Consider the following 22,784-nt stretch of genomic DNA (forward strand, 5'->3'; position numbering starts at 1 on the left):
AGCCACGCCGGATGGGCGTGGCTTCCTCGTGGGACCGTGGGTCCGGTGCTCGGGAGGAGCTGGACTACTTCTTGGCGCCGAAGCCCTTGAAGCGGGCGTTGAAGCGCTCCACGCGACCGGCGGAGTCCATGATGCGCTGCTTGCCCGTGTAGAACGGGTGGGACTCCGAGGAGATCTCGACCTCGATGAGGGGGTAGGTGTTGCCGTCTTCCCACTCGATGGTCTTGGGCGAGCCGACCGTCGACTTGGTCAGGAACGCCTTGTCGGAGGCCAGGTCGCGGAACACGACCGACTGGTACTTGGGGTGGATATCAGACTTCACGGGACTACCTTCTCTGGTTGCCTGGATTTTGCCAGGCACGGGAACTTGAAAGGGTGGCGACAGCGCCAGCTATCCATACTAGCGCAGGAGCATCCGCGAGGCTAAAGCGCGGGGCGCGCGCCGCCGCCATCGGACCGGCACTCCCAGAACGCCACGGCCGCCGCCGCGGCGACGTTCAGCGAATCCACGCCGCGGTGCATGGGGATGGTCAGGGCGACATCGGCCTCCGCCAGTGCGCCGTCGCTCAGGCCGTCCCCCTCGGTGCCCAGCAGGAGGGCGAGCCGCTCGTGGTCCCGTGCCGGGAACGCACCGAGCGGGACGGCCCCGGGACCCAGCGCGAGGGCACCGAGGGTGAAGCCGGCGGCGCGCACGGCGGCGAGATCCCCGGGCCACGAGGTCAGCCTGGCCCACGGGACCTGGAAGACGCTGCCCATGCTGACGCGCACGGCCCTCCGGTAGAGCGGATCGGCGCTGCGGGGGCTCAGCAGCACGGCATCGACGCCGAGCGCTGCGGCGGACCGGAACACGGCACCCAGGTTGGTGTGGTCCACCATGTCCTCGATGATCGCGACGCGCCGGGCCGGGGTCAGCAGTTCGCCGAGTGCCCGGGGTGCCGGCCGGTGCATCGCGGCGAGGGCGCCGCGATGCAGGTGGAAACCCGTGATGGCCTCGAGCGTGGCCTCGGGGGCCACGAACGCGGGCACGGACGGGAAGCGGGCGACGACGTCGGCCAGGTCGGGGAGCCACTTCGGCGCCAGGAGGAAGGACCGCGGGACGTGCCCGGCGTCGACGGCGCGCCGGAGCACCTTCGAGCTCTCGGCGATGTAGAGACCTTCCGCGGGTTCCCTGGCGAGGCGCAGCTGCACGTCGGTGAGGTCGCGGTAGTCCGAGAGCCGGGGGTCGTCGACCGCATCGAGCGTGATGACGGGCATCAGGGAGCGTGCCGGGGCGCGCGGCGGCCTGCGCTGCTCACGCCCGGGCGACGGCGCTGTAGCGGCCGTTCTCCTCGCTGACCTTCAGGGCGACGTCGAACGCGGCACTCAGGTTCTGCTCGGTCAGCACGTCCGCGATGGGGCCTGCCGCCACCACCACGCCGTCGCGCAGCAGCAGGGCATGCGTGAAGCCCGGCGGCACCTCCTCGAGGTGGTGCGTCACCAGCACCATGGCGGGTGCTTCGGGGTCGAGGGCGAGCTCGGTCAGCCGCTGCACGAGGTCCTCGCGTCCGGCGAGGTCCAGGCCCGCTGCCGGTTCGTCGAGGAGCAGGAGTTCGGGGTCCGCCATGAGCGCCCGGGCGATCTGCACGCGCTTGCGCTCCCCCTCGCTGAGGGAACCGAACGGGCGGTTCATGAAGCGGGACATGCCCCAGGTGTCGAGGAGACGGAAGGCGCGGCGCTCGTCGAGTCGCTCGTACTGCTCGCGCCACCGTCCGGTGACACCGTAGGAAGCCGTCACGACGACGTTCAGGACGGTCTCGTGATCCGGTACCTGCGAGGCGAGGGCCGCCGACGCGAGGCCGATGCGCGGCCGGAGGTCGAAGACGTCGACCGCACCCATGACCTCGTCGAGGATCCCGACGACGCCCCTGGTGGGGTGGAGCCGCGCGCCGGCGAGCTGCAGCAGGGTGGTCTTGCCCGCTCCGTTGGGGCCCATGACCACCCAGCGCTCGCCCTCGTTGACCTGCCAGTCGATCTCATCGAGCAGGGTCTTGCCACCCCTGACGAGGCTTACTCCCGCCAGTTCCAGAACGTCACTCATGGTCCTAGACACTAGGCTAAGGAGCGGCCCCGTGGCGAAACCGGCAGGCCGCCCACGACGCTTGTGTTCCACCGGTGGCCCGTGGGGCCCGCCTGCCGGCCCGGCTGCCGGCTCCGGCGGCGGGCAGGACGCCACGATCGGGACCCCACGAGACACGGACGCCGGCACCGGCGTGGACAGGAGCGGGAGCATGCGGGACACGGCACGGGTGGTCGCCTATGCGAGGCGGCTCGACGACGGACACCGGGAGGACCTGCTCGGCGCCCTGCGCGGCCTGGGCGCCGAGGTCACGGACACCGCGACCGCGGCGACCCCGACCTACACGGTGCTGTCCCTCGGCGTCGAGCTCACCGCGCGGGCCTCGGAGGTGCGTGCCGGGCTGGCACGGTGGACGGCCGCCTCCGGCGTCGGCGCCGCGCTCGTCCCGGCCCCCACGTACGCTCCCGGACCGAAGCTGCTGATCATGGACGTCGACTCGACGCTGATCCGCCAGGAGGTCATCGAGCTGCTCGCCGCGCATGCAGGCCGCGAGGCGGAGGTGGCGGCGGTGACCGAGGCTGCCATGCGGGGTGAGCTCGACTTCGCCCAGTCCCTCCACCACCGGGTCCGCGCGCTGCAGGGGCTTCCTGCCACCGTGATCGGCGAGGTCGTGGAGCGCATCGAGCTGAGCGACGGCGCGGAGGACCTCGTCGCCGCGTACCTCGGCGCGGGCCATCGCGTCGGCGTGGTCTCCGGCGGCTTCTCGCAGGTCCTCGCACCCCTCGCCGAGCGCCTCCGCCTGTCCTTCGCCAAGGCGAACGACCTCGAGATCCTCGACGGCGCCCTGACCGGCAGGGTGGCGGGCGCCGTCGTCGACCGCCGCGAGAAGGAGCGCACGCTCCGCGCCGAAGCCGAGCGCGCGGGCGTGCAGCCTGCGGCGGTGATCGCCGTCGGCGACGGGGCGAACGACCTCGACATGCTGGGCGCAGCGGGACTCGGCGTGGCGTTCAACGCGAAGCCTGCCGTCCGTGCAGCGGCGGACGTCGCCCTCGACCTTCCGGACCTGGACGTCGTCCGCCACTTCGCCGGGCTGTAGCCCGGGCCCTGGACGAGGCTGCGGGTCAGCTCTTGGCGAGGAAGTCCTCGGCGCCGCCCACATACTCCGTGTGGCCCGTGGGGACGTCCGCCGTGACCATCCGGACGATTTCGGTCGCGAACTCCGCGACGGAGTACAGGCGGCCCGCCTCCTGGCGGCGCGCCTCGATGGCTCCGGGGGTGGCGCGGTCCAGCAGCGTCGCCGTGACCGTGCCCTCGATCATGTCGCCGGACACGACGACGAGGGAGATCCCCTTCTCGTCGAGCTGCGGGATGCGGGCGCGCAGGGCGTCCTCGCCGGCCCGCTTGCTGCGCGCGACCGGCTCGTAGGCGTCCATCGTCTCGACCTTCTCGATGAAGTGCGCCTGGTGGCTCGTGATGAAGACGACGCGGGAGCCCGCGGGCATCACCTCCGTGGCGGCCTCGAGCATGGCGATCTGCGCGTCACGGTTGAGCTTCAGCGCATAATCCTCCCCCAGGCCCGTCTCCATGCCGCCGGACGCGTTGAGGACCAGCAGGTTCAGCCCACCGAAGGTCGAGACTGCAGTATCGACCAGCGCCGCAGGACCCTCCGGCGTCGTCAGGTCCGCACCGACCGCGACGGCCCGGCCGCCGGCCGTCTCGATCCCCGCCACCACCTTGTTGGCGCGCGGCGCCTTCTGACGGTAGTTCACGACGACGGCGGCGCCCTGCGCAGCGAGCTGCTGCGCGACGTCGGCGCCGATCCCGCGGGACGATCCGGTGACGATTGCTGTGGTTCCCTCGAGGGTGGCCATGGTTCTCCTTCTGGTGGGCTGGGTGGTGGGGGCGGGGGTGGCCTAGTGGCCCATGCCGAGTCCGCCGTCGACGGGGATGACGGCACCCGAGATGTAGCCGGCGGCATCGCCGGCCAGGAAGGACACGACGCCCGCCACTTCGTCGGGCGACGCGAAGCGGCCGGCGGGGATGGTGGCGAGGTAGCTCTTCCGCGTGTCCTCGGGCAGCTCCGCCGTCATGTCGGTGTCGATGAACCCCGGGGCGACGACGTTGGCCGTGATGCCCCGCGAGCCGAGCTCGCGCGTCAGGGAACGGGCGATGCCGATCAGCCCGGCCTTGGAAGCGGAGTAGTTGATCTGGCCCGGCGCCCCGTACAGGCCCGTGACGCTCGAGATCAGGATGACGCGGCCGCGTCGCAGGCGGATCATGCCGCGCGACGCCCGCCTGACCACGCGGAACGCGCCGGTCAGGTTGGTGTCGATGACGTCCGTGAAGTCACTCTCGGTCATGCGCATGAGCAGGGTGTCGCGTGTGATGCCGGCATTCGCGACGAGCACCTCCACCGGTCCGTGCTCGGCCTCGATCTGCGTGAACGCCGCGTCGATCTGTTCCTCGCTGGTGACATCGGCCCGCACGCCGAACATCCCTTCAGGAACCTCACCACTTCGGTAGGTGATGGCAACCTTGTCGCCGTTGGCTACGAATACCTTGGCGATGGCAAGGCCGATCCCGCGGTTGCCTCCGGTAATGAGGACGCTGCGGCCGGAGGCCGTCGTACTGCTGTCTGCATCAGGTGCCAAGGGGGTAACTCCTCTGTCTGCGGGCCGGAAGGGGTCCATGTTGTTCCTGCCGACCACCGCGCAAGCGCTCCGGACGGGCGTCCCAGCCCGCTCGGACCTCCCCCGTGGCCATCGGTCAGACTGTCCCGACGATCCTAACGGCGCATCCCTCGACTTCGGGAACGGGGTCCGGAATGAGACAATAGAGGGAGTCTTTTTGGAGTGTGATGAGTAAGCAAACGAAGCACAACACAGACGTCCACAGCATCTCCGACGCACGGGAATCACACAGCGACGAGATGCGTACGCGAATGATCCGCTACTCGGTGTCGATGGGCATCCGTCTCGTGTGTTTCATCCTGGTCTTCGTGGTCCCGTACGTGTGGCTGCAATGGGTGATGATCGCGGGAGCGGTGTTCCTGCCGTACTTCGCCGTGATCGTCGCGAACGTCGGCAGCGACACCAGCAACATCCGCCACAGCGACGCCCTGATCGACCGCGCCCCGGTGCGGGAGATCGAGGCGAAGGTCGTCGACGCCGGCCCTGACGACGGCGAGGACGTCCTCAGTGGCGAGATCATCGACGATCCCGCGGACCCGGCACGTCGCGGGCCCCAGGATGCAGGCCGCGGCGGGCCCGACGCCCGTGGCTGACCTGCCGTCCACGCCCCGGCCCGTTGCCGCCCGTCCGGCCGCGGGCCTCGGTCTGTTCGGGGTGCCGGGACCGGCCGAGGGAGGGCCTCCCGTCTGCTCCCGCAAGGGATGCCGGAATGACGCCGAGTGGCAGCTGCTGTGGAACAACCCGCGCATCCACACCCCCGAGCGCCGGAAGGCCTGGGCGTCGTGCCCCGACCACGTGGAGTGGTTCGAGGAGTACCTCCGGGATCGCGGGCTCTGGAAGGAGACCCTCCCCCTGACCGCCGACCGACCGATGGAGACCCGCTAGGTGTTCCGCTATTTCTTCTCCGTCCGCTGGCTCGGCTGGCTGGCCATGGTCATGGTGCTGGCCGCCGGCTGCGTGGGGCTCGGACGATGGCAGCTGGACAGGCGGGAGGCCGTCGTGGAGGACATCCAGCGCATCGAGGCGAACTACGATGCCCCGCCCCAGCGCTATGTACCGGGGGCGAACGGCTTCGACACCTTCGATCCCGCCCGCGAATGGACGCCGGTGACCTTCACCGGGACGTACGACGTCGAACATCAGGTCGTGGTGCGCAACAGGCCGCTCAACGGTCAGCCGGGGTATGAGGTGCTCACTCCCCTGCGGCTCGAGGACGGGACCGCCGTCATCATCGACCGCGGCTGGCTGCCCATCGGCAACGCCGAAGCAGGACGCCCGGACGTGGTGCCGGCCCCGCCCGCGGGGGAGGTCGAGGTCACCGCACGGATTCGGCCGGGCGAGCCGGAGGTGAACCGGGGCGCACCCGAGGGGCAGATCGCATCGGTCCATCTTCCGTCGCTCGCGGAGGGCGTGGAGTACCCCCTGCAGGACGCCGCCTACGGCCTGCTCGCGCTGGAGCGGCCGGCAGCGGCCCAGACCCCGATCGCCGCACCCAAGCCGTCCATCGACGAAGGGCCGCATCTCTCCTACTCCCTGCAGTGGTTCGCCTTCGGCGTCCTCGCCTTCGTGGGCCTCGGGTACGCGGCGCGGCAGCAGCGCAGGAGCGACGCCGAACGGGACGGCACCGCTCCGGATCGCCCGGCCCGCCGGCGTCGTCGCCCGTCCTCGGAGGAGGAGGAGGACGCCATCCTCGACGCCCGGGGAATCCGCTAGGGTCACGCCGGCGAAGGCCTCGACGCGGTGGTCGGGTCGCAGGAACCCCTGCTCCTGCACTGCGCTGACGAAGGTCGTCGACCGTCCTCGGAGCACGGCCGGGTAGTCGGCCCAGGACGGCGGGTGGTTCGTGCAGGAGTCCCCACCCGGAATCGAGTGGAACGCACTCGTGCCCCCGGGCACGACCGTTCATAGGATGCTGCCGAGAAGCAGTGCGGCACGGCGCTGTGTGGTCCGGGTCCTACGATTCGCGCCATCGTCCGCCGCTCCGTTGCTGGAATCGCCGAATCACCCAGGGGGAACGGGCCATGAGAACCGCCGTGATCGGTGGCGCTGGTTTCATCGGCAGCCACCTCGCCGAATACCTTCTGGACGCCGGGGACGCCGTCATCGTGCTCGATGATCTCTCCCGCGGCAGGCTCGAGAATCTGGCCGCGTGCCGGGCCCATGAGGCCTTCACGTTCCACGAGGGCAGCACCCTGGACACGGCTGCGGTCGGCAGGGCGATCCGCGGAGTGGACCGGGTGTTCCATCTGGCGACCGCCGGTGGGGCGCATGCGTACACGGATCGCCCGCTCGCAGGCCTTCGCTCCACCGTCCATGGCACCGGGACGGTCCCCGACGCCTGCCTCGATGCGGGTTCCGAGTTGATCGTGGTGTCCAGCGGCGACATCCATGGAAGGCACGTCTCCGGCCGGTTGTCCGAGGATGCGGAGTGCATCCTCGGTTCGCCGCTGACCCCCCGGTGGGCGGGTGTCGCCGCGGAGGCGACGGAAGAGGCCTTCGCCCAGGCCTACGGGCGGGAATACGGTCTGGCGGTGTCCGTGGTCCGGCTCTTCGATACGGCGGGTCCCCGCCAGGGAGGCCGATCCGGTGGCGTGGTGCCGACGCTCGTGAAGCAGGCGCTGCGGGGTGACCCGCTGACCGTCCACGGTGAGGGCCGGCAGACTCGCTGCTTCTCCTATGTGGGGGACGTCGTCCCGGCGATCGTGCGCATCGCCGAGCAGCCGGCCGCCCGTGGGCTCGCGATCGACCTTGGTAGCACCCAGGAGGTGTCGATCATCGAGCTGGCCGAGCGGACGATCAGGCTCCTGGGCAGCCGCAGCATGATCAGCTTCATTCCGTACGACGACGTCTACGGCCCCGGCCACGAGGACGTTCGACGCCGGTCCCCCGACATCGCCCTCGCGTCACGCCTCATCCGGTTCCGACCGACCGCGTCCATCGACACCATCATCCTCAAAGTGGCGAAGGACATCCTCTCCACCGCCTCCAACGGGATCCACGCCGAGGCCGTGCACCACGCCGAGGCCGTCCACTGAGACGGGCCCACCGACGACTGCCCAGGATCCCGTCGACGTCAGGGCGGCGGCGTTAAGGCGGCGGCGCCACCGCGACGCTCAGCCGCCCAGCACGCGCCTCATCGCGTCGTACGCGGGGGTCGTCTCCCCGTCCGTGAACAGGAAGTCCCGGCCCTGTTGCAGCTCACCGTCGTCGTCGACCCACCAGTTGTAGCGGTTGTCCACGCCCCACGTGGTGTAGGAGACGCAGGTAGGCGAGCGCATGCAGGTCTCCAGCACCGTGGCGTACTGCTCCGCCTGGGCGTCGACCCCCTCTCCGTCGGTGACGTCGTTCTCCGAGATCCGGACGCGCAGCCCGGCATCCCTGAAGTTCTCGAGCGTCTCCGTGAGATCCTCGGCTGAGATGGCGTCGGTCTCGAGCTCGTAGACGTGGGCCTGGAGGCCGACGCCGTAGATGTGCCCGCCCTGCGCGTTGGTGTCGAGGGCGAGCTTCAGCAGGGCGTCCTGGCGGTACCCCGGGACGTCGGCCCCGTTCTCGTTGATGAACTGCTTGACGTCCGGATCCGCCTCGTGGACGGCCTGGGAGACGACCGCCGGGTAGCCGGGCCCGAAGACCCGGTACCAGATGTTCTGCTGGTAGCTGGTGCCCTGGTCCACGTCGAACGGTTCGTTGACGACGTCGAGCGAGTCGATGCGGCCCTTGAAGTGGGTCACCACGGTCGTGATGTAGTCGAGCAGGGCCTCGGCGCTGGCTCGGCGCTCCCACTCCGTACCGGTGGGCAACTCCTGCATCCAGCGGGGCATCGCCTCGGTGAAGGCGATGGTGTGGCCGTGCACCGCCAGGCCCTTGCTCTCGGCGATCGCGATGATCGCATCGGCCTCCTCGAACGTGTACACGGCCTGCTGCGGCGAGAGGAACTGCGGCTTCATCGCGTTCTCCGGCGTGAGCGCGCCGAAGTTGCCGACGAACTCCCTGGCGTAGTCCGGGTCCGAGGCGAGCGGGCCGAGCGCCACCGCAGCGCCGATCGTGAAATCCGGCCTCTTCTGCGAGGCCAGGGCCTGCAGCCCGTCCGGCTCCTGCTCGGCCTGGACCACGGCCGGCTCCGCGGTCGTGAGGGTGCCGCCGTCCAGAGCGGTCGCGGTGAAGGAACCGACGCGGAAGGAGCCGCCCTCGCTCGAGAGTCCCAGCCAGAGCTCCCCTGATTCGAACACCGCTCCGAGGGGCAGGGAGGAGACGGTCTCTCCACCGCTCTCGATCTCGAGTGTGTCGCCGGACCGGCGTACCACCAGCGTGGCTTCGGGATCCCGGACCGTCACGTGCTCCTCGTGCGCCGGCCGGGGGCTGGTGACGTCCTCCTGGGGGGAACCGTCGAAGACGGCGATCTCGAGGTCGTCGTCGAGGAGGGTGAGCCGCAGGCCCGATGGCTCCAGCCGGAATTCGTCGGCGATCACCGGCGGACTGTCGAAGACGGTCCACGAGGCGTCGGCGATCACGTCGGTGAGCGACGCACTGAGGGAGAAGTCTCCGTCCGCCACCAGATGCGTCCCGGCCAGATTGAGCGGCGGGTTCGGCTGCCCTCCTCCACCGTCCTGATCGACGATGCTTCGCGCCGTGGCCGTGACCTGCAGCCCTCCGCTGTCCGACGCCACTCCCGGCGTGTGCTGCCAGTCCTCGTCGATCAGGTCAACGATCACGTCGGGCTCCGGTTCCGGGTCGTCGGGCGTGCAGCCCGCGAGCGCGAGCAGAAGACAGCCTGCCAGCACTGTCCGTGCTGGCAGGCGTCCGAGTGTCAGGGCCGCCACCAGCGCACGTCGTCGACGTACGCGAGCACCCCGGAGTTGCTGGTCACGTACACCTGCACGCTCGCCCGGGCGACGTTCGTCGTGCTCGGTGAGTAGGTCAGGGCGACGTTGGAGACGCCGATCGCGGTACTGGCGAGCTTCCACTGCCCGGAGATCCAGTTGCCGTTGGCGTCGTACTCGTCGATGTACCAGCCGACCTCACCGGCGGTGCGGGTCTTGATGTTGAGGTAGGCGGAGATGTTGTAGTTGCCCGGCGTCACGTTGACCTGCGGCGAGAACAGGTGCCTGTTGGTCGTGCCGCCCTGCAACTTCACGGAGTTCACCGGGTTGGCCGGGGCGCCGTTGCCCGCACTGTCGGCCACGACACCGGTCGCGGAGTCGGACCTCCACCCGCCGCCGAGGCCGGCGTCGAAGGTGCCGTTGGCCACGAGGTTGGTGACCGGCGGCGGTGTGGTGCCCCCGATGAGCTCCAGCAGCTCGACGTTGTCCAGGTAGGCCGTGATGCCGGTCCCTGCGACGATCACCTGGAGGCTGGCCTTCGCCACGTTCGTCGAACTCGGCGTATAGGTGAAGTTGAGCGACTCCACCCATCGGGAGTTCTCCCGTTTACGGTACTGCCCGGAAACCCAGGCTCCGGCCGCGTTGTATTCGTCGACGTAGAACGCCACCTCGCCCGAGGTCAGCGCGGAGACGTTCAGGAAGGTCTTGTACAGGTAGTTCGTCCCCGGGGTGACGGCGACCTGCGGGGAGAACAGGTGCGTCGGGCCCGTGCCCGACACCAGCTTCACCGACCGGGCGGGGTCGGGATAGCTGCCGTTGCCTCCGGCGTCAGCCGTGACGCGCGTCGGGGCGTCCGTCCGCCAGCCCTCGCCGATGCCGGCATTGAAGCTGGCATTCGGCATCTTGTTCGGAGAGCCGGTCACGATGCCCTGGGAGACGTTGACGTTCTTGATCTGTCCGGCCGCCACCTTGGTCTTCACATAGGCGGCGAGCTCGTCCAGTTCGGCGGTGCCGAACTCGTAGTCGCCCGGATTGGTGCTGGGGTTCGGGACGATGTCGTGGAACGTGAACACCACCCAGGTCTTGCCCGCGATGGCCTGATCGACCTTCGCCTTGAGCGATGCCACGGTGTCGAGGCCCTCCTCGACCGCGACGTTCTGGACGAGGTAATCGCTGAGCGGCCACAGGTTCACGCCCTCGTCGGCGAAACCGCGCATCGACGAGTAGTACTTGGCGACCTTCGCCAGGACCGTCTGGTCGTAGTCGCCGTACGGTGGGGCGAAGGCGGTCGCGGTGATGCCCTGGGCGGCAAGGGCCGCCCTGCTGTTCGCCATCTGCGCGTCGATCTGGGCCGGGGTCAGCTTGTTGGCCTGGCAGACGTCGCCGGTCGAGGCGAGGCACTGGTGGTCCTTGCCGTGCGATCCGATCTCCCAGCCGTACTGCGTCTGCAGCTGCTTGATCTGCGTCCAGGTCATGTACGGCACACTGCCGTCCGCGCGGCAGGTGTTCGGCACGGTCGTCATGCCCACGCAGTCGGTGACCACGTAGTTCGTGCCGGTGAGACCATGCTTCTGGAGCGTCGGCGCGGCCGCCGTGATGGAGCTGCGGAAACCGTCGTCGAAGGTGAACGACACCAGCGCCGAGGGCGCTGGGTTGTTCACCACCGCGTTCGCCACCCCGGGCGTCAGCAGCGTGGAAGCCATCGCCCCCAGGGCCACCATGATGGTCAGCAATCCGGCTCGCCCCCGCGCCAAGCAGGATCCAGATCTGGATCTAGTCATGAACTTCTCCGTTCTTCTCTTGGGCCGACGGCGGTGGATCCCACCAGCGGGAACTACTGGTCCTGTAACTGGTCGAACGCCTGAGTGACGGGCTGCACCTCGATGCCGCTGTCGTCGACGATCTGCAGTTGTGCAGCGAGGGCGTCGCTGGTGATGGTGCTCTGGTCCGCCACGATGGTGTCGTCGTCCTGCGTGCCGGTCGACTCGGGGGTGGATATCTGGTGATAGACGAGGACGAGCCAGCCGTTCACGCGGTCCGTCTCCGCGAGCGCTTCGCGCAGCAGTTCGGGCGTGGTCTCGTCGGTCACGTAGAAGACCTTCAGATCGGACGGATCGATGGTCTGCCGGGTGTTGATACCCACGTCCGTCCCCCGCACGGTCGTGAAGTACTGGCTCGCATACCAGTCGACCTGGGGGTCGGACCGTCCGAAGGGGGGAGCGAGGTTGTCGGTGCCGAGGCCGGCGTCGTTCAACGCCTCCTCGTTCCTTCGCATCTCCTCCTCCAGCCGCTCGGCATTGATCGAGGTGAGATCGACGTGGGAGTAGCTGTGTGCCGCGATCTCATGTCCGGCCTCGTGCAGTCCGCGCACCTCGGCGGCTGTCATGAAGTTCGGTGTCTCGAGGGACGTGGGGTTGACGTACTGGGTGGACCGGAAGCCGTGCTTGTCCAGGAGCGGGAGGGCACGGTCGTAGACCGACTCCCAGCCGTCGTCGAAGGTGATCGAGACCATCGGCTTGTCCCACCGGAGGGGTCCCGGTTTGGTGATATCGGTCAGCGAGTAGTCGCGCACTGCGGTGGTCCCGTCGCCGTGGGACACCAGGGTGACCATGACCGTCTTCGCCTTGTCGGGGACCTGGAACGATTCCCCGATGGTCGTCCACTCCCCCGCCGGCTGCACCGTCGCCAGGTTGCGGAACACGCGTCCGCCGTCCTCGAGCTCGAACTCGGCGAGCACGTCCACCTCACGCTCGGCCCGGTAGGTCGCGCCGAACTCGAACCGCCGGTCGGGTGCCACAGGAACCGGCTGGTACTGCCACTTCGCCTCACCGCTCTTGTAGTTCGTGATGCGGGTCCAGAGGAACGGGCCGTTCTCGTCGTCACCGCGCCCGGACTCCACGGTCGACGGCCCGGATGCGTAGGGTGACCATGACGCGGGTACCCCCGGTGTGGGACTGACGAGCTCGGGGTTGGGTATGAGGTTGGGGGTGGCCGCCGTGCTGGGCGGGAGAGCGACGTCCTCCGCCGCCTCGAGGTAGGCACCCTCGACCCGGACGCTGCCCTCGGATGCGAGGCGGAAGACGTACTCCACCGCCGTCACCGTGTCCCCGCTGTCGAACGCGTCGCTCACGGAGAACGGGGCGTTGCCCGGCCGCTCGAGGACGCTCGGCAATTGCCTGAGAGTCGTGCTCCCGTCGGTGTGATGCCGACGCGCCAGCAGGGTGAAATGCGTGTCGGTGGAGACGAACGCCTTGAACAGGTAGGTCTCCCCGGGATCGACCTCCACCCGCGGACTCGTCAGCGTGACGTCGCCCGAGGCGTACCGTCCGACGTCGAGCTTCAGTGCCTGGTCGCTCACCTGCCCGTCGACGAGGTTCAGGGTGGCGGCGGCGTCCGCGCTGTGGCCGACGCTCCAGCCTGCCACCGCGTCGACGGCCGACGGCGTGTCGGTGGCCGACGAGGTGTCGGGGGCGGTCAGCGTATTGGGTGACGGTGCGGAAGTGGCTGTCGGCGTCCCTGACGACCCGGGGGTGGCCTCGGCGGACGGGCTCAGGGGCGGGAGCAGGTTCGCCCCGGGACGCGCCTGGGCGATCATGCTCTGCCCGCCCGTGTACACCAGCCACCCCGCGGTCATCAGCGCCACGACCAATGAGACGACGACGAGGGGGTTGAGCAGTATGCGGACGAACCGCCGGCGCTTATGCGGCACGAGCGACCACCGCCGTGCTCCCGGCCCGCTGCGGGGACTTCCAGGTGTTGATCTCGGGACGCTTGACCAGGCCGCGCGAGCGCGCGATGCAGCGGACCGCTGCGGTCAGTTGCACGAGATCCATGATGTAGAACAGGAAATACGCCGTGGGCGCGTAGATGGACAAGCGGGCGCGCTCGCGCCTCGTCAGGTTCTCGTCCATCCAGACCGTCAGCAGCGTGTAGGCGGTGATGGTCAGGTAGGCGCCGATGATCAGGGCGGGCGTCTGGGTGACCAGCGACCAGTAGACCGCATACGTCCATGCCAGGGGCGAGACGAGCAGTGTGAACTCGCTGAGCATCGCCATCGGCATGCGGTAGTAGGTCAGCGTGCGGGTGTACCGGCGGTGCGGGTTGAGCATCATCCCCCGGTACTTGATCAGGTTCTGCAGGCTGCCGTACTTCCAGCGGAAACGTTGCTTCGCGAGGGCACGGAGCGTCAGTACTCCCTCGGTCTTCGCGACCACGTCGGCTCCGAAGATCATGCGGAAGCGCCGATTGCCCAGGCTGGTGATCTTCGTGCTCAGGCCGATGTCCTCGGTCAGGGTGTCGGTGTCGTAGAAGTCGACCTTGCGCAGGACACGCATCCGGTACGTCGAGGCGACCCCACCGACCACGAACTCGCAGTTCAGCAGGGAGTACAGCTTCTTCGAGCGGTAGCCGATCATGTGCTCGAACCGCTGCAGGATGCCGAGGGCGGTCGTCTCCTCCAGGATCTGGACATTGGCGGCCACGCCGGCGACGTAGGGGTCGTCGAAGTAGGAGAGGGCGTTCGTGATGGCGTCGGGCTGGATGATCGAATCGGCGTCGAGCGTCATGACGAACTGGCCGCGAGCGTACCGCCGGAGCGCCGCGTTGAGCGCGGCGCCCTTTCCGACGTTCTTGCGCATCCGCATCAGGCGCAGGTCCATCCCGGGATGCCGCACCTGGTAGTCGCGTACCAGGCGTCCGGTGAGGTCGGAGGATGCATCGTCGGCGACGATGACCTCGAGCGAGCGGTAGGTGCTGCGCCGGACGGAGTCGAGCGTCCGGACGATCACCGCCTCCTCGTTGTGTGCGGCGATGACGACGGAGACCAGGCCCGGCACCTCGGGTGCCGCACGCCGGTTCCAGATGGCGGTCGCCGCGCACTCGGGCTCGTACGCCACCGGTACCTGGACCCCGCTGAGGCCCTTCCGCCGCTGCTGCCAGATATCGTAGAAATTCGCGCCCACGAGATAGAGGCCGAAATGCACCACATAGAGGATGCTGACGCCGGCGAACAGCCAGAAGATGACGAGCGCGATGTCCATCCTCACGCCTCGACGGAGTGGGTCGCGAGCGCGGGGGAACGCGGTTCAGGGTGTCGGCTACGGGGCGGGTGGAGTGGCATCTGGACGGACGGGGTGACCCTGGACGGCACGCTGTCCGGCAGCAGGACCACCTCGACGGCATCCGTGAACGCCCCGGTCGAGGAGACGTCGACCAGCCCGCTCTCGACGGGCTCCGCCGGCACGAGCGCGGCGTCCTTCGCGGCGGTGGTAGCGGTGAGCGGGCCGTGGGCGACCGGTGCGGCCTGGGTCTGCTGCCCGGCGGTCGGCCGGATCGCGTCGATCTCGGCCGCGGGGTGCGACGCGGCGGGCTCCGCCGCGACGGAGTCCACCAGCGCGGCACCGGCCAGACGGTATCGACGACGGTAGATGCGGATCCCGACGAAACGGATGAGCACGGTGACGACCACGACGGTCCACAACACGAGGCTCAACTGCGCGACGAAGTCGAGCAGCCCCTCGAACATCGCACCGTCCCGGCCGAAAGTCCCGGGTGCGGCCACGCCTATGCTGGCGACACTTGTCATCGGTCTTCCTCCCCTGCTGCGAGCATGTGCATCCTTGCGGCGCTCGGGCCCGGCGCGCCGGTCCTGCCGGCGAAGGGGGCGACCGTTCCCGGCGGCTGGCGGGTGGGGAACGCGAACGGCACTCCGCTTTCCGAAACCGCAGGACGACGGCGCAGGGAGGCGGTGTCAGCGCCTCCCGCCGAGTTCGTCCCGGAGTTTTCATTGCGATCGAGGGGGATCATGAAGAGTCTCCTCAGAGTTGGACCTTGGAAAGCTGCTGCACAGCCCGGTGGTACGACCAAGTTACGTATCCCCTAAAGGCCAAACACGAGTAGCCGATACTCGAAAAGGTTTCTGAGAGTACCTATGGGAAACGCCGCGCGCAGGCCGTAGCTGTGACCCCCCGGACGGCGGTGGCAGCGACTCGGGGCGTCGCCGAATACGAGGGCGTGGCGTGGCGGAGGGGCGCGGCGACTGCCCCCGGCTGCACGGAGGAAGGGCGTTTCCGAGGCATGGGCCGACGCACCCGAGACGTGGCTCGCGGACGTCCGAAGGGACCCCCGCCCGAGGGTCGGGTGGGGCCCGCCCGAGCGTCGGGCGTGACACCGGCCGGGCCGGTCAGGACACATCCGACGGGGGTCGCCCGGGCGCGACGGCGGGCGGGAGGGGCGCCGCGGACCGTGCCGGGATACGGGCGCGGGACGTCCCCGCCCGGCCGGAGACCGCCGCTCGCGGGAGGCCGCCGCTCACGGGGTGCGCAGCGAGGACGTCGCTGGTCCCGGTACGGCTAGGCGAGGGTGACGAGCTCCAGGTAGTCGTCGTTCCAGAGGTCCTCGACGCCGTCCGGCAGCAGGACGACCCGCTCGGGGTCGAGCGCGTCGACGGCACCCTCGTCGTGGCTGACCATGACCACGGCACCGCTGTAGTTCTTGAGGGCCCCGAGGATCTCGGCGCGGCTTGCGGGGTCGAGGTTGTTCGTCGGCTCGTCCAGGAGGAGCACGTTCGCCGAGGACGCCACGATCGTCGCCAGGGCGAGGCGGGTCTTCTCGCCGCCCGAGAGCACGCCCGCGGGCTTGTCGACGTCGTCCCCGGAGAACAGGAAGGACCCGAGGATGCCGCGCACCTCGGCGTCCTGCATGTCCGGGGCCGAGGACTTCATGTTCTCGAGCACGGTGCGCTGCGTATCGAGCGTCTCGTGCTCCTGTGCGTAGTACCCGACCTTGAGCCCGTGGCCCGCGATGACCTTGCCCGTGTCCGGGGTGTCGACGCCGGCGAGCATCCGCAGGAGAGTCGTCTTGCCCGCACCGTTGAGTCCGAGGATCACCACCTTGGACCCGCGGTCGATCGCGAGGTCCACGTCCGTGAAGATCTCGAGCGAACCGTAGGACTTGCTCAGTCCCTCCGCTGTCATCGGCGTCTTGCCGCAGGGGGACGGGTCGGGGAAGCGCAGCGCGGCCACGCGGTCCGAGGTGCGGACCGCGTCGAGGTTGCCGAGCAGCCGTTCGGCGCGTTTGGCCATGTTCTGGGCGGCGACGGCCTTCGAGGCCTTCGCCCGCATCTTGTTGGCCTGGTCCATGAGGACGTGCGCCTTCTTCTCGGCGTTGGCGCGCTCGCGCTTCCGGGCGCGCTCGTCGGTCTCCCGCTGCAACTGGTAGCGCTTCCAGCCCATGTTGTAGATGTCGATGGTCGCCCGGTTGGCGTCCAGCTGGAACACCTTGTTCACGGTCGCCTCGAGCAGTTCGACATCGTGGCTGATGACGATCAGGCCGCCCTGGTGGTTCTTCAGGAACTCCCGGAGCCAGGCGATGGAGTCGGCGTCGAGGTGGTTGGTGGGCTCGTCGAGGAGCATGGTCTCGGCGCCGGAGAAAAGGATGCGGGCGAGCTCGACGCGCCGGCGCTGGCCGCCGGAGAGCGTCTTGAGGGGCTGGTTGAGGATCCGCTCGGGCAGTGACAGGTTCGACGAGATGGACGCCGCCTCGGCCTCCGCTGCGTACCCGCCACCGGCGAGGAAGGCGGACTCGATGCGGTCGTAGCGCGCCATCGCCTTGTTGCGCACCGACGTCTTGTCGCTGGCCATGTCCTCGTGCGCCTGGCGCAGCTCACCGACGACCTCGTCGAGGTTGCGGGCCGAGAGGATGCGGTCGCGCGCGAGCTGCTCCATGTTCGGCGTCCTCGGGTCCTGGGGCAGGTAACCGATCTCGCCGGAACGGGTCACCGTGCCGCCGGCGGGGAGTGCTTCGCCCGCCAGGACCTTCGTGAGGGTCGTCTTGCCGGCGCCGTTGCGCCCGACGAAGCCGATCTTGTCGCCCTTGTCCACGCGGAAGGAGACATCGTCCATGAGCAGGCGGGCACCCGCCCGCAGCTCCAGCTTGGATACGCTAATCACGGTGAGGCCTTTCAATGGTGCCGGAGACGGCGTTTGTTGTAGGAATCCCACAAGGGATCCCCTGATGACCGGCGCTAGTCTCGGTACAGAAGCAGTGACGGCTGGAGGAAGTCGACAAATCACCGGATCAGCCGGTGCGACTCCGGTCCGCTGAAGGAGCGTGTGCCATGCAGCCAGCCGAGAAGACCGCCGCCGAGCCGGTCCGGAGCAGTCCATCACCCGGACGACGGTCCGGGCGACGGTGGGATGCCACCGATCTCTCGCTGGTCGCGGTCTTCGCCGCCCTCATTGCCGCCCTCGCAATCCTACCCGGTATCCCGGTGGGGCCGCTCGGGGTTCCCATCACGCTCCAGACCCTCGGCGTCATGCTCGCAGGGATCGTCCTCGGGCCGGCACGTGGAACGGCCGCCGTCCTGCTCTACCTGGTGGCCGGGCTGATCGGCCTGCCGGTCTTCAGCGGGTTCAGCGGAGGCTTCGGCGTCCTGGCCGGCCCGTCCGCGGGGTACCTCGTGGCCTTCCCCCTCGCGGCTCTCGTCGCGGGTCTCCTCGCCGTCGTCGTCCTGCGCCGGCAGCGGTTCCGGGCACCCCTCCTCTTCCTGGCGTGCCTCGCCGCGAGCCTGGTGACCATCCACCCGCTCGGTATCGCGGGACTCGTGGTCAACGCGGGGCTGCCCCTGCGGGATGCCGTGATCGTCGACGCCGCCTACCTGCCGGGCGATGTGCTCAAGAACATCCTGGCCGCGGTCATCGCCGTGTCGGTGCACCGCGCCTTCCCCCGGCTCCTCGCCGGGCGCGCACCCCGTGATTGAGTTCGCGGGGGCGCAGGTGCGCGTGGACGGCGGACGGACCATTCTCGAGGCGAGCCTGACGCTGCGCGAGCGGCGGGTCTCGGTGATCGGCGCCAACGGATCCGGCAAGTCGACCCTGCTGCGGCTCATCAACGGCCTGCTCGTCCCGTCGAGCGGTTCGGTCGAGGTCCTCGGCCGGGACACCCGGACGGAGGGCCGCGCGGTCCGCCGGACCGTCGGCTTCGTCTTCACCGATCCCCTCTCGCAGCTCGTCATGCCCACGGGCCGCGAGGACGTGGACCTGTCCCTGCGTGCCCGGAAGCTCCCCTCGGCCGAGCGCCGCCGGCAGGCCGAGGACGTCCTGCGGCGCTTCGGCGTGGACCACCTCGCCGACCGCAGCATCTACGACCTCTCCGGCGGCGAACGGCAGATCCTGGCGCTCGCCGTCGTGCTCGCCGTGGAGCCGCGGATCCTCGTGGCCGACGAACCGACCACGCTCCTGGACCTGCGCAACGACGCCCTCGTCCGGGACATCATCGCCGGGCTGGAGCAGCAGGTCGTCTTCACCACCCACAACCTCGACTTCGCCCTGGAGGCCGAGAGGACCCTCGTCGTCGACGGCGGTGCCGTCGTCTTCGACGGCGTGCCCGCCGAGGCCGTGGCGTACTACCGCTCCCTGGTCGGACGGCCGGTGCGCGGCGCGTGAGGGGTTTCGGCAGCACGATCGGCCTCTACGAGCCCGGCCGTGGCTTCCTGTACCGCACGCCGCTCCCCGTCAAGGCCGCGGCGTCCCTCGGCTGTGCGGGCATCGTCCTGGCCTGGCGTTCGCCGTTCGTCACCGCCGTCGCGCTGGTCCTGACCGTCGGCGCCCTGGTGGTCGGGGCACGCCTGTCCCCCGTGCGGATCCTGAGGATGCTCCTGCCGGCGGCACCGGTCCTCGTCGTCCTCGCGCTCTACCAGGGGTGGCTGCAGGGGTGGACTGCCGCGTTCGGCGTGGTGGGCGGGATCGTCGCCTGCCTCCTCGCGGCGCGGGCCCTGACCCTCACGACGCCCACGCAGGACATCCTCGACGGCGCGGCCCGGCTGGCCCGCCCCTTCCGCGTCGTGGGCGCGCAGCCGGAGCGCTTCGCCCTCGCGCTGTCCGTCATGCTGCGTAGCATCCCCTACCTGGCCGGGCTGTTCGTCGATGTCCGCGAGGCGGCGAAGGCGCGCGGCCTCGAACGCAACCCGCGGGTCGCGGTGACTCCCCTCGTGATCGGCGCGGTCGCGTACGCGCACAGGACGGGCGAGGCGCTCGCGGCACGGGGCCTCGGGGACCACGATGCCGGAGACGACGACAATGGAGACGACGACGGCGACCCGGCCGCCGAGGATCCCGCGCCCGCGCCGGGAATGTAGTCTCCACCGGCCGGCGGCCGCTGCCTTGCCGGGGGGGGCGGGTCAGGACCTGCCTCCGCGGTGCACGACCCCGGGCACCAGGGCGAAGCACCCCGACGGACGACGGGAGGGCGGTCCCAGCCAGTGCTGGAACCGCCCTCCCGTGCTGCCGTCGAACCGCTCAGATATTGAAGCCGAGGGCCCGCATCTGGTCGCGGCCGTCCTCGGTGATCTTCTCGGGACCCCATGGCGGCATCCACACCCAGTTCAGGCGCCACTCGTCCACGACGCCGTCGAGCGCCTGGCCGACCTGCTCCTCGAGCACGTCGGTCAGCGGGCAGGCCGCCGTGGTGAGCGTCATGTCGATCAGGAGGGCGCCGTCCTCCGCGTACTTCAGGCCGTACAGGAGACCGAGGTCGACGATGTTCACGCCGAGCTCCGGGTCGATCACGTCCCGCAGCGCTTCCTCGATGTCATCCAGCGCGGTCTGCGCCTGCTGCACATCACTCATCGAACTCTTCCTCTCGGGCTGGTGTTCTGCGGTCGGCGCGCAGGACGCGCCGGGTCATGCTGTGGTCCTAGGCCTCGACCTGGGCCGTGAACCGATCGTAGCCCTCGTCCTCGAGGCGGTCCGCGAGTTCCGGCCCGCCCTGTTCGGCGATCCGGCCGGCGACGAACACGTGCACGAAGTCCGGCTTGATGTAGCGCAGGATCCGCGTGTAGTGGGTGATGAGCAGCGTACCCATCTCCCCCTTGGCGTGCTCGCGGTTGACGCCCTCGGAGACGACCTTGAGGGCGTCGACGTCGAGGCCGGAATCGGTCTCGTCGAGGATCGCGAACTTGGGGCGGAAGAGTTCGAGCTGGAGGATCTCCACGCGCTTCTTCTCGCCCCCGGAGAAGCCCTCGTTGACGTTGCGCTGGGCGAAGTCCGCGTCGATGCGCAGCTGCGCCATGGCGGTCTTGACGTCCTTGGTCCAGTGGCGCAGGCTGGGTGCTTCGCCGTCGAGGGCCGTCTTGGCGGTCCGCAGGAAGTTCGTCATCGTGACACCGGGCACCTCGACCGGGTACTGCATGGCGAGGAACAGCCCGGCCCGGGCCCGCTCGTCGACGCTCATCGACAGGACGTCCTCACCGTCGAGGGTGATCGTGCCGCTGTCGACCTTGTAGCGGGGGTGGCCGGCGATGGTCGACGCGAGGGTCGACTTGCCGGAGCCGTTGGGGCCCATGATCGCGTGGGTCTCACCGGTGTTGATGGTCAGCGTGACGCCGTTGAGGATCGGGACGTTGCCCTGCTCGGTGTCGATGCTGACGTGCAGGTCCTTGATTTCAAGTGTGGACATCGTGTTCTTTCTCCTTCGCCTGGCTGTCCAGGAGGTGTGCAGGAAGTAGGTGGGAGGTGCGGCGGCCGCTAGCCGAACTGGGGTGCGGCTGCTCCGTTGGTGACCGTCGTGACGTCGACGTAGACGTCGCCGTCATGGATCTCCAGCGCGAAGACCGGGACGGGCTCGTACGCCGGGAGTTGCAGCGGGGCACCGCTGCGGAGGTCGAACTGGGAGCCGTGGCCCCAGCACTCGATGGCGCACCCCTCGACGTCGCCCTCGGACAGCGAGATGTCCGCGTGCGAGCAGGTGTCGCCCAGGGCGTGGATCTCGCCGTCGGAGTCGCGGACGATGACGACGGGGTAGTCGTCGATGAGGACGCGCAGCGCCTGCTTGACCTGGATGTCGTCGACGCTGCAGATCAGTTCACCGCGGGGTGCCTCGGCCATCAGAGGTTGCCTGCAGCGAGTTCGCGTTCGACCGACTCGGAGAGTCGCTCCTCGAGCGCGGGGACCTTGATCTGCTGGATGACCTCGGTGAGGAAGCCGCGCACCACGAGGCGGCGGGCGGCCTTCTCGGGGATGCCGCGCGCCATCAGGTAGAAGAGGTGCTCGTCGTCGAACCGGCCCGTGGCACTGGCGTGGCCGGCACCCTCGATGAGGCCCGTCTCGATCTCGAGGTTGGGGACGGAGTCCGAGCGCGCGCCGTCCGTGAGGATCAGGTTGCGGTTGGTCTCGTAGGTGTCCGTGCCCTCGGCCGCCTTGCGGATGAGGACGTCCCCGACCCAGACGGTGTGCGCGTCCTGGCCCTGCAGGGCGCCCTTGTAGGTGACGCGGGACTTGCAGTTCGGGACGGCGTGGTCCACCAGGAGCCGCTGCTCGAGGTGCTGGCCGGCGTCGGCGAAGTACAGGCCGTACATCTCGACCTCGGCGCCGGGTGCGGTGAAGATCGACGACGGCGTGAGGCGCACGAGGTCGCCGCCGAGGCTGACGACGACGTGCTTGTAGCGTGCGTCGCGTCCCACCTTCGCCTGCTGCGAGGACACGTGCACGGCGTCGTCGTCCCATTCCTGGACGCTGACGACCGTGAGTTCCGCGCCGTCGCCCACCATGATCTCGACGTTCTGGGCGAGCGTCACCGACCCGGTGTGGTCCAGGACCACGACGGCCTTGGAGAAGGCCTCGGCACGGATGAGGACGTGCTGTGCGGCGGCGGCGGGCGAGGTCCCGGTCACGCCGACCATCACCTCGCCGTCGGCCACCGTCTCCCGGGGGATGGTGATGACCGTGGCCTCGGTGAAGGAGTTCCAGGCGGCGGCCGAGACGCGGTCCTCCGGCGTGGCGGTCGAGCCGAGGCGGGCGTCATCGCGGGACACCGTCTCCGCGGTGACGTTGCCGGCACCGGTGACGGCGACGGCCGGGGCCGCGCCGGTCAGGGCGTCCGTGTGGAGACCCCGCAGGCGCTTGAGCGGTGTGAACCGCCAGTCCTCCTCGAGGCCCGTCAGGGCGGGGAAGTCGGCGAGGTCGAAGGACCGGCGGCGCTCGCCGCGGGATGCCTCCGGGATCACGGGTGCGTTACCGTGGCTGTGCTTCTTGAAGCCGAGCTGCTCGACCCCGTCGTCGCCTCCGGGCAGGCTCTCGCCCTCCTCGGTGAAGCCGTCGATGACGGCGCGGGTGTCCACAGTGCCGGAGGGAGCACCTATGCGTGCCTTGTCGGCAGACCGTCCGAGTTCGGTCCGCTCTCCCTCGGACGTGGTGTCGGGTGAAATCTGGGTGGTGTCAGCCATTC

At 69.5% G+C, this 22,784-nt stretch carries 23 protein-coding genes; 8 read left to right on the plus strand and 15 right to left on the minus strand.

Annotated features, from left to right (window positions below):
* Positions 1–64: 64 nt before the first annotated feature.
* The 3 genes from AC4D2E_RS06870 to AC4D2E_RS06880 all read right to left on the minus strand — a co-directional run bounded on the left by AC4D2E_RS06870 (position 65) and on the right by AC4D2E_RS06880 (position 2,077).
* Positions 65–322 (minus strand): type B 50S ribosomal protein L31, encoded by a 258-nt coding sequence (locus AC4D2E_RS06870; protein ID WP_104164883.1) that lies wholly within the window; start codon positions 320–322, stop codon positions 65–67.
* Positions 323–423: 101 nt separating this feature from the next.
* Positions 424–1,254, minus strand: a complete 831-nt coding sequence (locus AC4D2E_RS06875) for a TrmH family RNA methyltransferase (RefSeq protein WP_490952064.1) — start codon at positions 1,252–1,254, stop codon at positions 424–426.
* 37 nt (positions 1,255–1,291) lie between these two features.
* Entirely contained in the window at positions 1,292–2,077 is a 786-nt protein-coding gene (locus tag AC4D2E_RS06880) for an ABC transporter ATP-binding protein (protein WP_490909290.1), read from the minus strand.
* Positions 2,078–2,267: 190 nt separating this feature from the next.
* On the opposite strand from AC4D2E_RS06880, the gene serB reads away from it, so the two are divergent.
* Positions 2,268–3,152 carry a phosphoserine phosphatase SerB gene (gene serB / locus AC4D2E_RS06885; protein ID WP_490952065.1) on the plus strand — a complete coding sequence of 295 codons (885 nt, stop codon included), beginning with the start codon at positions 2,268–2,270 and terminating at the stop codon, positions 3,150–3,152.
* Between the two features lie 25 nt (positions 3,153–3,177).
* Here serB and AC4D2E_RS06890 read toward each other — a convergent pair whose 3' ends face one another.
* Positions 3,178–3,927, minus strand: coding sequence for an SDR family oxidoreductase (locus AC4D2E_RS06890; RefSeq protein ID WP_490952066.1), 750 nt, complete (start codon positions 3,925–3,927; stop codon positions 3,178–3,180).
* A 42-nt stretch (positions 3,928–3,969) separates the two neighbouring features.
* Positions 3,970–4,707, minus strand: a complete 738-nt coding sequence (locus AC4D2E_RS06895) for a beta-ketoacyl-ACP reductase (protein ID WP_490952067.1) — start codon at positions 4,705–4,707, stop codon at positions 3,970–3,972.
* Between the two features lie 206 nt (positions 4,708–4,913).
* On the opposite strand from AC4D2E_RS06895, the gene AC4D2E_RS06900 reads away from it, so the two are divergent.
* The 4 genes from AC4D2E_RS06900 (at position 4,914) to AC4D2E_RS06915 (ending at position 7,781) form a co-directional block, all read left to right on the plus strand.
* Positions 4,914–5,339 (plus strand): DUF3099 domain-containing protein, encoded by a 426-nt coding sequence (locus AC4D2E_RS06900; protein WP_490952068.1) that lies wholly within the window; start codon positions 4,914–4,916, stop codon positions 5,337–5,339.
* 52 nt (positions 5,340–5,391) lie between these two features.
* The gene (locus AC4D2E_RS06905) at positions 5,392–5,631 is read left to right on the plus strand and encodes a hypothetical protein (RefSeq protein WP_490952335.1); all 240 of its coding nucleotides are present in this window, start codon (positions 5,392–5,394) and stop codon (positions 5,629–5,631) included.
* Positions 5,632–6,459, plus strand: coding sequence for an SURF1 family cytochrome oxidase biogenesis protein (locus tag AC4D2E_RS06910; RefSeq protein ID WP_490952069.1), 828 nt, complete (start codon positions 5,632–5,634; stop codon positions 6,457–6,459).
* A gap of 308 nt (positions 6,460–6,767) precedes the next feature.
* A complete protein-coding gene (locus AC4D2E_RS06915; RefSeq protein ID WP_490952070.1) occupies positions 6,768–7,781 on the plus strand; it encodes an NAD-dependent epimerase/dehydratase family protein in 1,014 nt (337 codons plus the stop codon).
* Positions 7,782–7,859: 78 nt separating this feature from the next.
* Here the strand turns inward: AC4D2E_RS06915 and AC4D2E_RS06920 are convergent, their stop codons facing one another.
* The 6 genes from AC4D2E_RS06920 to AC4D2E_RS06945 all read right to left on the minus strand — a co-directional run bounded on the left by AC4D2E_RS06920 (position 7,860) and on the right by AC4D2E_RS06945 (position 17,512).
* Positions 7,860–9,455 carry an endo-1,4-beta-xylanase gene (locus AC4D2E_RS06920; protein ID WP_490952071.1) on the minus strand — a complete coding sequence of 532 codons (1,596 nt, stop codon included), beginning with the start codon at positions 9,453–9,455 and terminating at the stop codon, positions 7,860–7,862.
* A gap of 95 nt (positions 9,456–9,550) precedes the next feature.
* Positions 9,551–11,344: a polysaccharide deacetylase family protein gene (locus tag AC4D2E_RS06925; RefSeq protein ID WP_490952072.1), complete on the minus strand. Its 1,794-nt coding sequence runs from the start codon at positions 11,342–11,344 to the stop codon at positions 9,551–9,553.
* A 53-nt stretch (positions 11,345–11,397) separates the two neighbouring features.
* Entirely contained in the window at positions 11,398–13,272 is a 1,875-nt protein-coding gene (locus AC4D2E_RS06930) for a polysaccharide deacetylase family protein (protein WP_490952073.1), read from the minus strand.
* Positions 13,262–14,602, minus strand: coding sequence for a glycosyltransferase family 2 protein (locus tag AC4D2E_RS06935; RefSeq protein ID WP_104164859.1), 1,341 nt, complete (start codon positions 14,600–14,602; stop codon positions 13,262–13,264). Before AC4D2E_RS06935 ends, AC4D2E_RS06930 begins: the two co-directional genes overlap by 11 nt.
* A 2-nt stretch (positions 14,603–14,604) precedes the next feature.
* The gene (locus AC4D2E_RS06940; protein WP_490952074.1) at positions 14,605–15,147 is read right to left on the minus strand and encodes a hypothetical protein; all 543 of its coding nucleotides are present in this window, start codon (positions 15,145–15,147) and stop codon (positions 14,605–14,607) included.
* Between the two features lie 766 nt (positions 15,148–15,913).
* The gene (locus AC4D2E_RS06945) at positions 15,914–17,512 is read right to left on the minus strand and encodes an ABC-F family ATP-binding cassette domain-containing protein (protein ID WP_104164855.1); all 1,599 of its coding nucleotides are present in this window, start codon (positions 17,510–17,512) and stop codon (positions 15,914–15,916) included.
* A gap of 167 nt (positions 17,513–17,679) precedes the next feature.
* Between AC4D2E_RS06945 and AC4D2E_RS06950 the strand changes: the two genes are divergently transcribed.
* From AC4D2E_RS06950 to AC4D2E_RS06960, 3 genes are read left to right on the plus strand one after another with little or no spacing between them, the layout of a single operon-like run.
* Positions 17,680–18,321, plus strand: a complete 642-nt coding sequence (locus AC4D2E_RS06950; RefSeq protein ID WP_490909279.1) for a biotin transporter BioY — start codon at positions 17,680–17,682, stop codon at positions 18,319–18,321.
* On the plus strand, positions 18,314–19,006 hold the full coding sequence (locus AC4D2E_RS06955; protein WP_490952075.1) for an energy-coupling factor ABC transporter ATP-binding protein: 693 nt from the start codon (positions 18,314–18,316) through the stop codon (positions 19,004–19,006). Before AC4D2E_RS06950 ends, AC4D2E_RS06955 begins: the two co-directional genes overlap by 8 nt.
* On the plus strand, positions 19,003–19,698 hold the full coding sequence (locus AC4D2E_RS06960) for an energy-coupling factor transporter transmembrane component T family protein (protein ID WP_490952076.1): 696 nt from the start codon (positions 19,003–19,005) through the stop codon (positions 19,696–19,698). Before AC4D2E_RS06955 ends, AC4D2E_RS06960 begins: the two co-directional genes overlap by 4 nt.
* A gap of 160 nt (positions 19,699–19,858) precedes the next feature.
* Here AC4D2E_RS06960 and AC4D2E_RS06965 read toward each other — a convergent pair whose 3' ends face one another.
* The 4 genes from AC4D2E_RS06965 to sufD form a co-directional block, all read right to left on the minus strand.
* Positions 19,859–20,188, minus strand: coding sequence for a metal-sulfur cluster assembly factor (locus AC4D2E_RS06965; protein ID WP_104120512.1), 330 nt, complete (start codon positions 20,186–20,188; stop codon positions 19,859–19,861).
* A 67-nt stretch (positions 20,189–20,255) separates the two neighbouring features.
* Complete coding sequence (gene sufC / locus AC4D2E_RS06970; RefSeq protein ID WP_104164847.1) at positions 20,256–21,017, minus strand: Fe-S cluster assembly ATPase SufC; 762 nt, start codon at positions 21,015–21,017, stop codon at positions 20,256–20,258.
* A 68-nt stretch (positions 21,018–21,085) separates the two neighbouring features.
* Positions 21,086–21,445: a non-heme iron oxygenase ferredoxin subunit gene (locus AC4D2E_RS06975; RefSeq protein ID WP_104164845.1), complete on the minus strand. Its 360-nt coding sequence runs from the start codon at positions 21,443–21,445 to the stop codon at positions 21,086–21,088.
* The gene (gene sufD / locus AC4D2E_RS06980; RefSeq protein ID WP_490952077.1) at positions 21,445–22,782 is read right to left on the minus strand and encodes a Fe-S cluster assembly protein SufD; all 1,338 of its coding nucleotides are present in this window, start codon (positions 22,780–22,782) and stop codon (positions 21,445–21,447) included. The genes AC4D2E_RS06975 and sufD overlap by 1 nt, the downstream gene beginning before the upstream one ends.
* Between the last annotated feature and the right edge of the window lie 2 nt (positions 22,783–22,784).

The sequence above is a fragment of the Arthrobacter sp. TJ-265 genome (assembly GCF_058269135.1).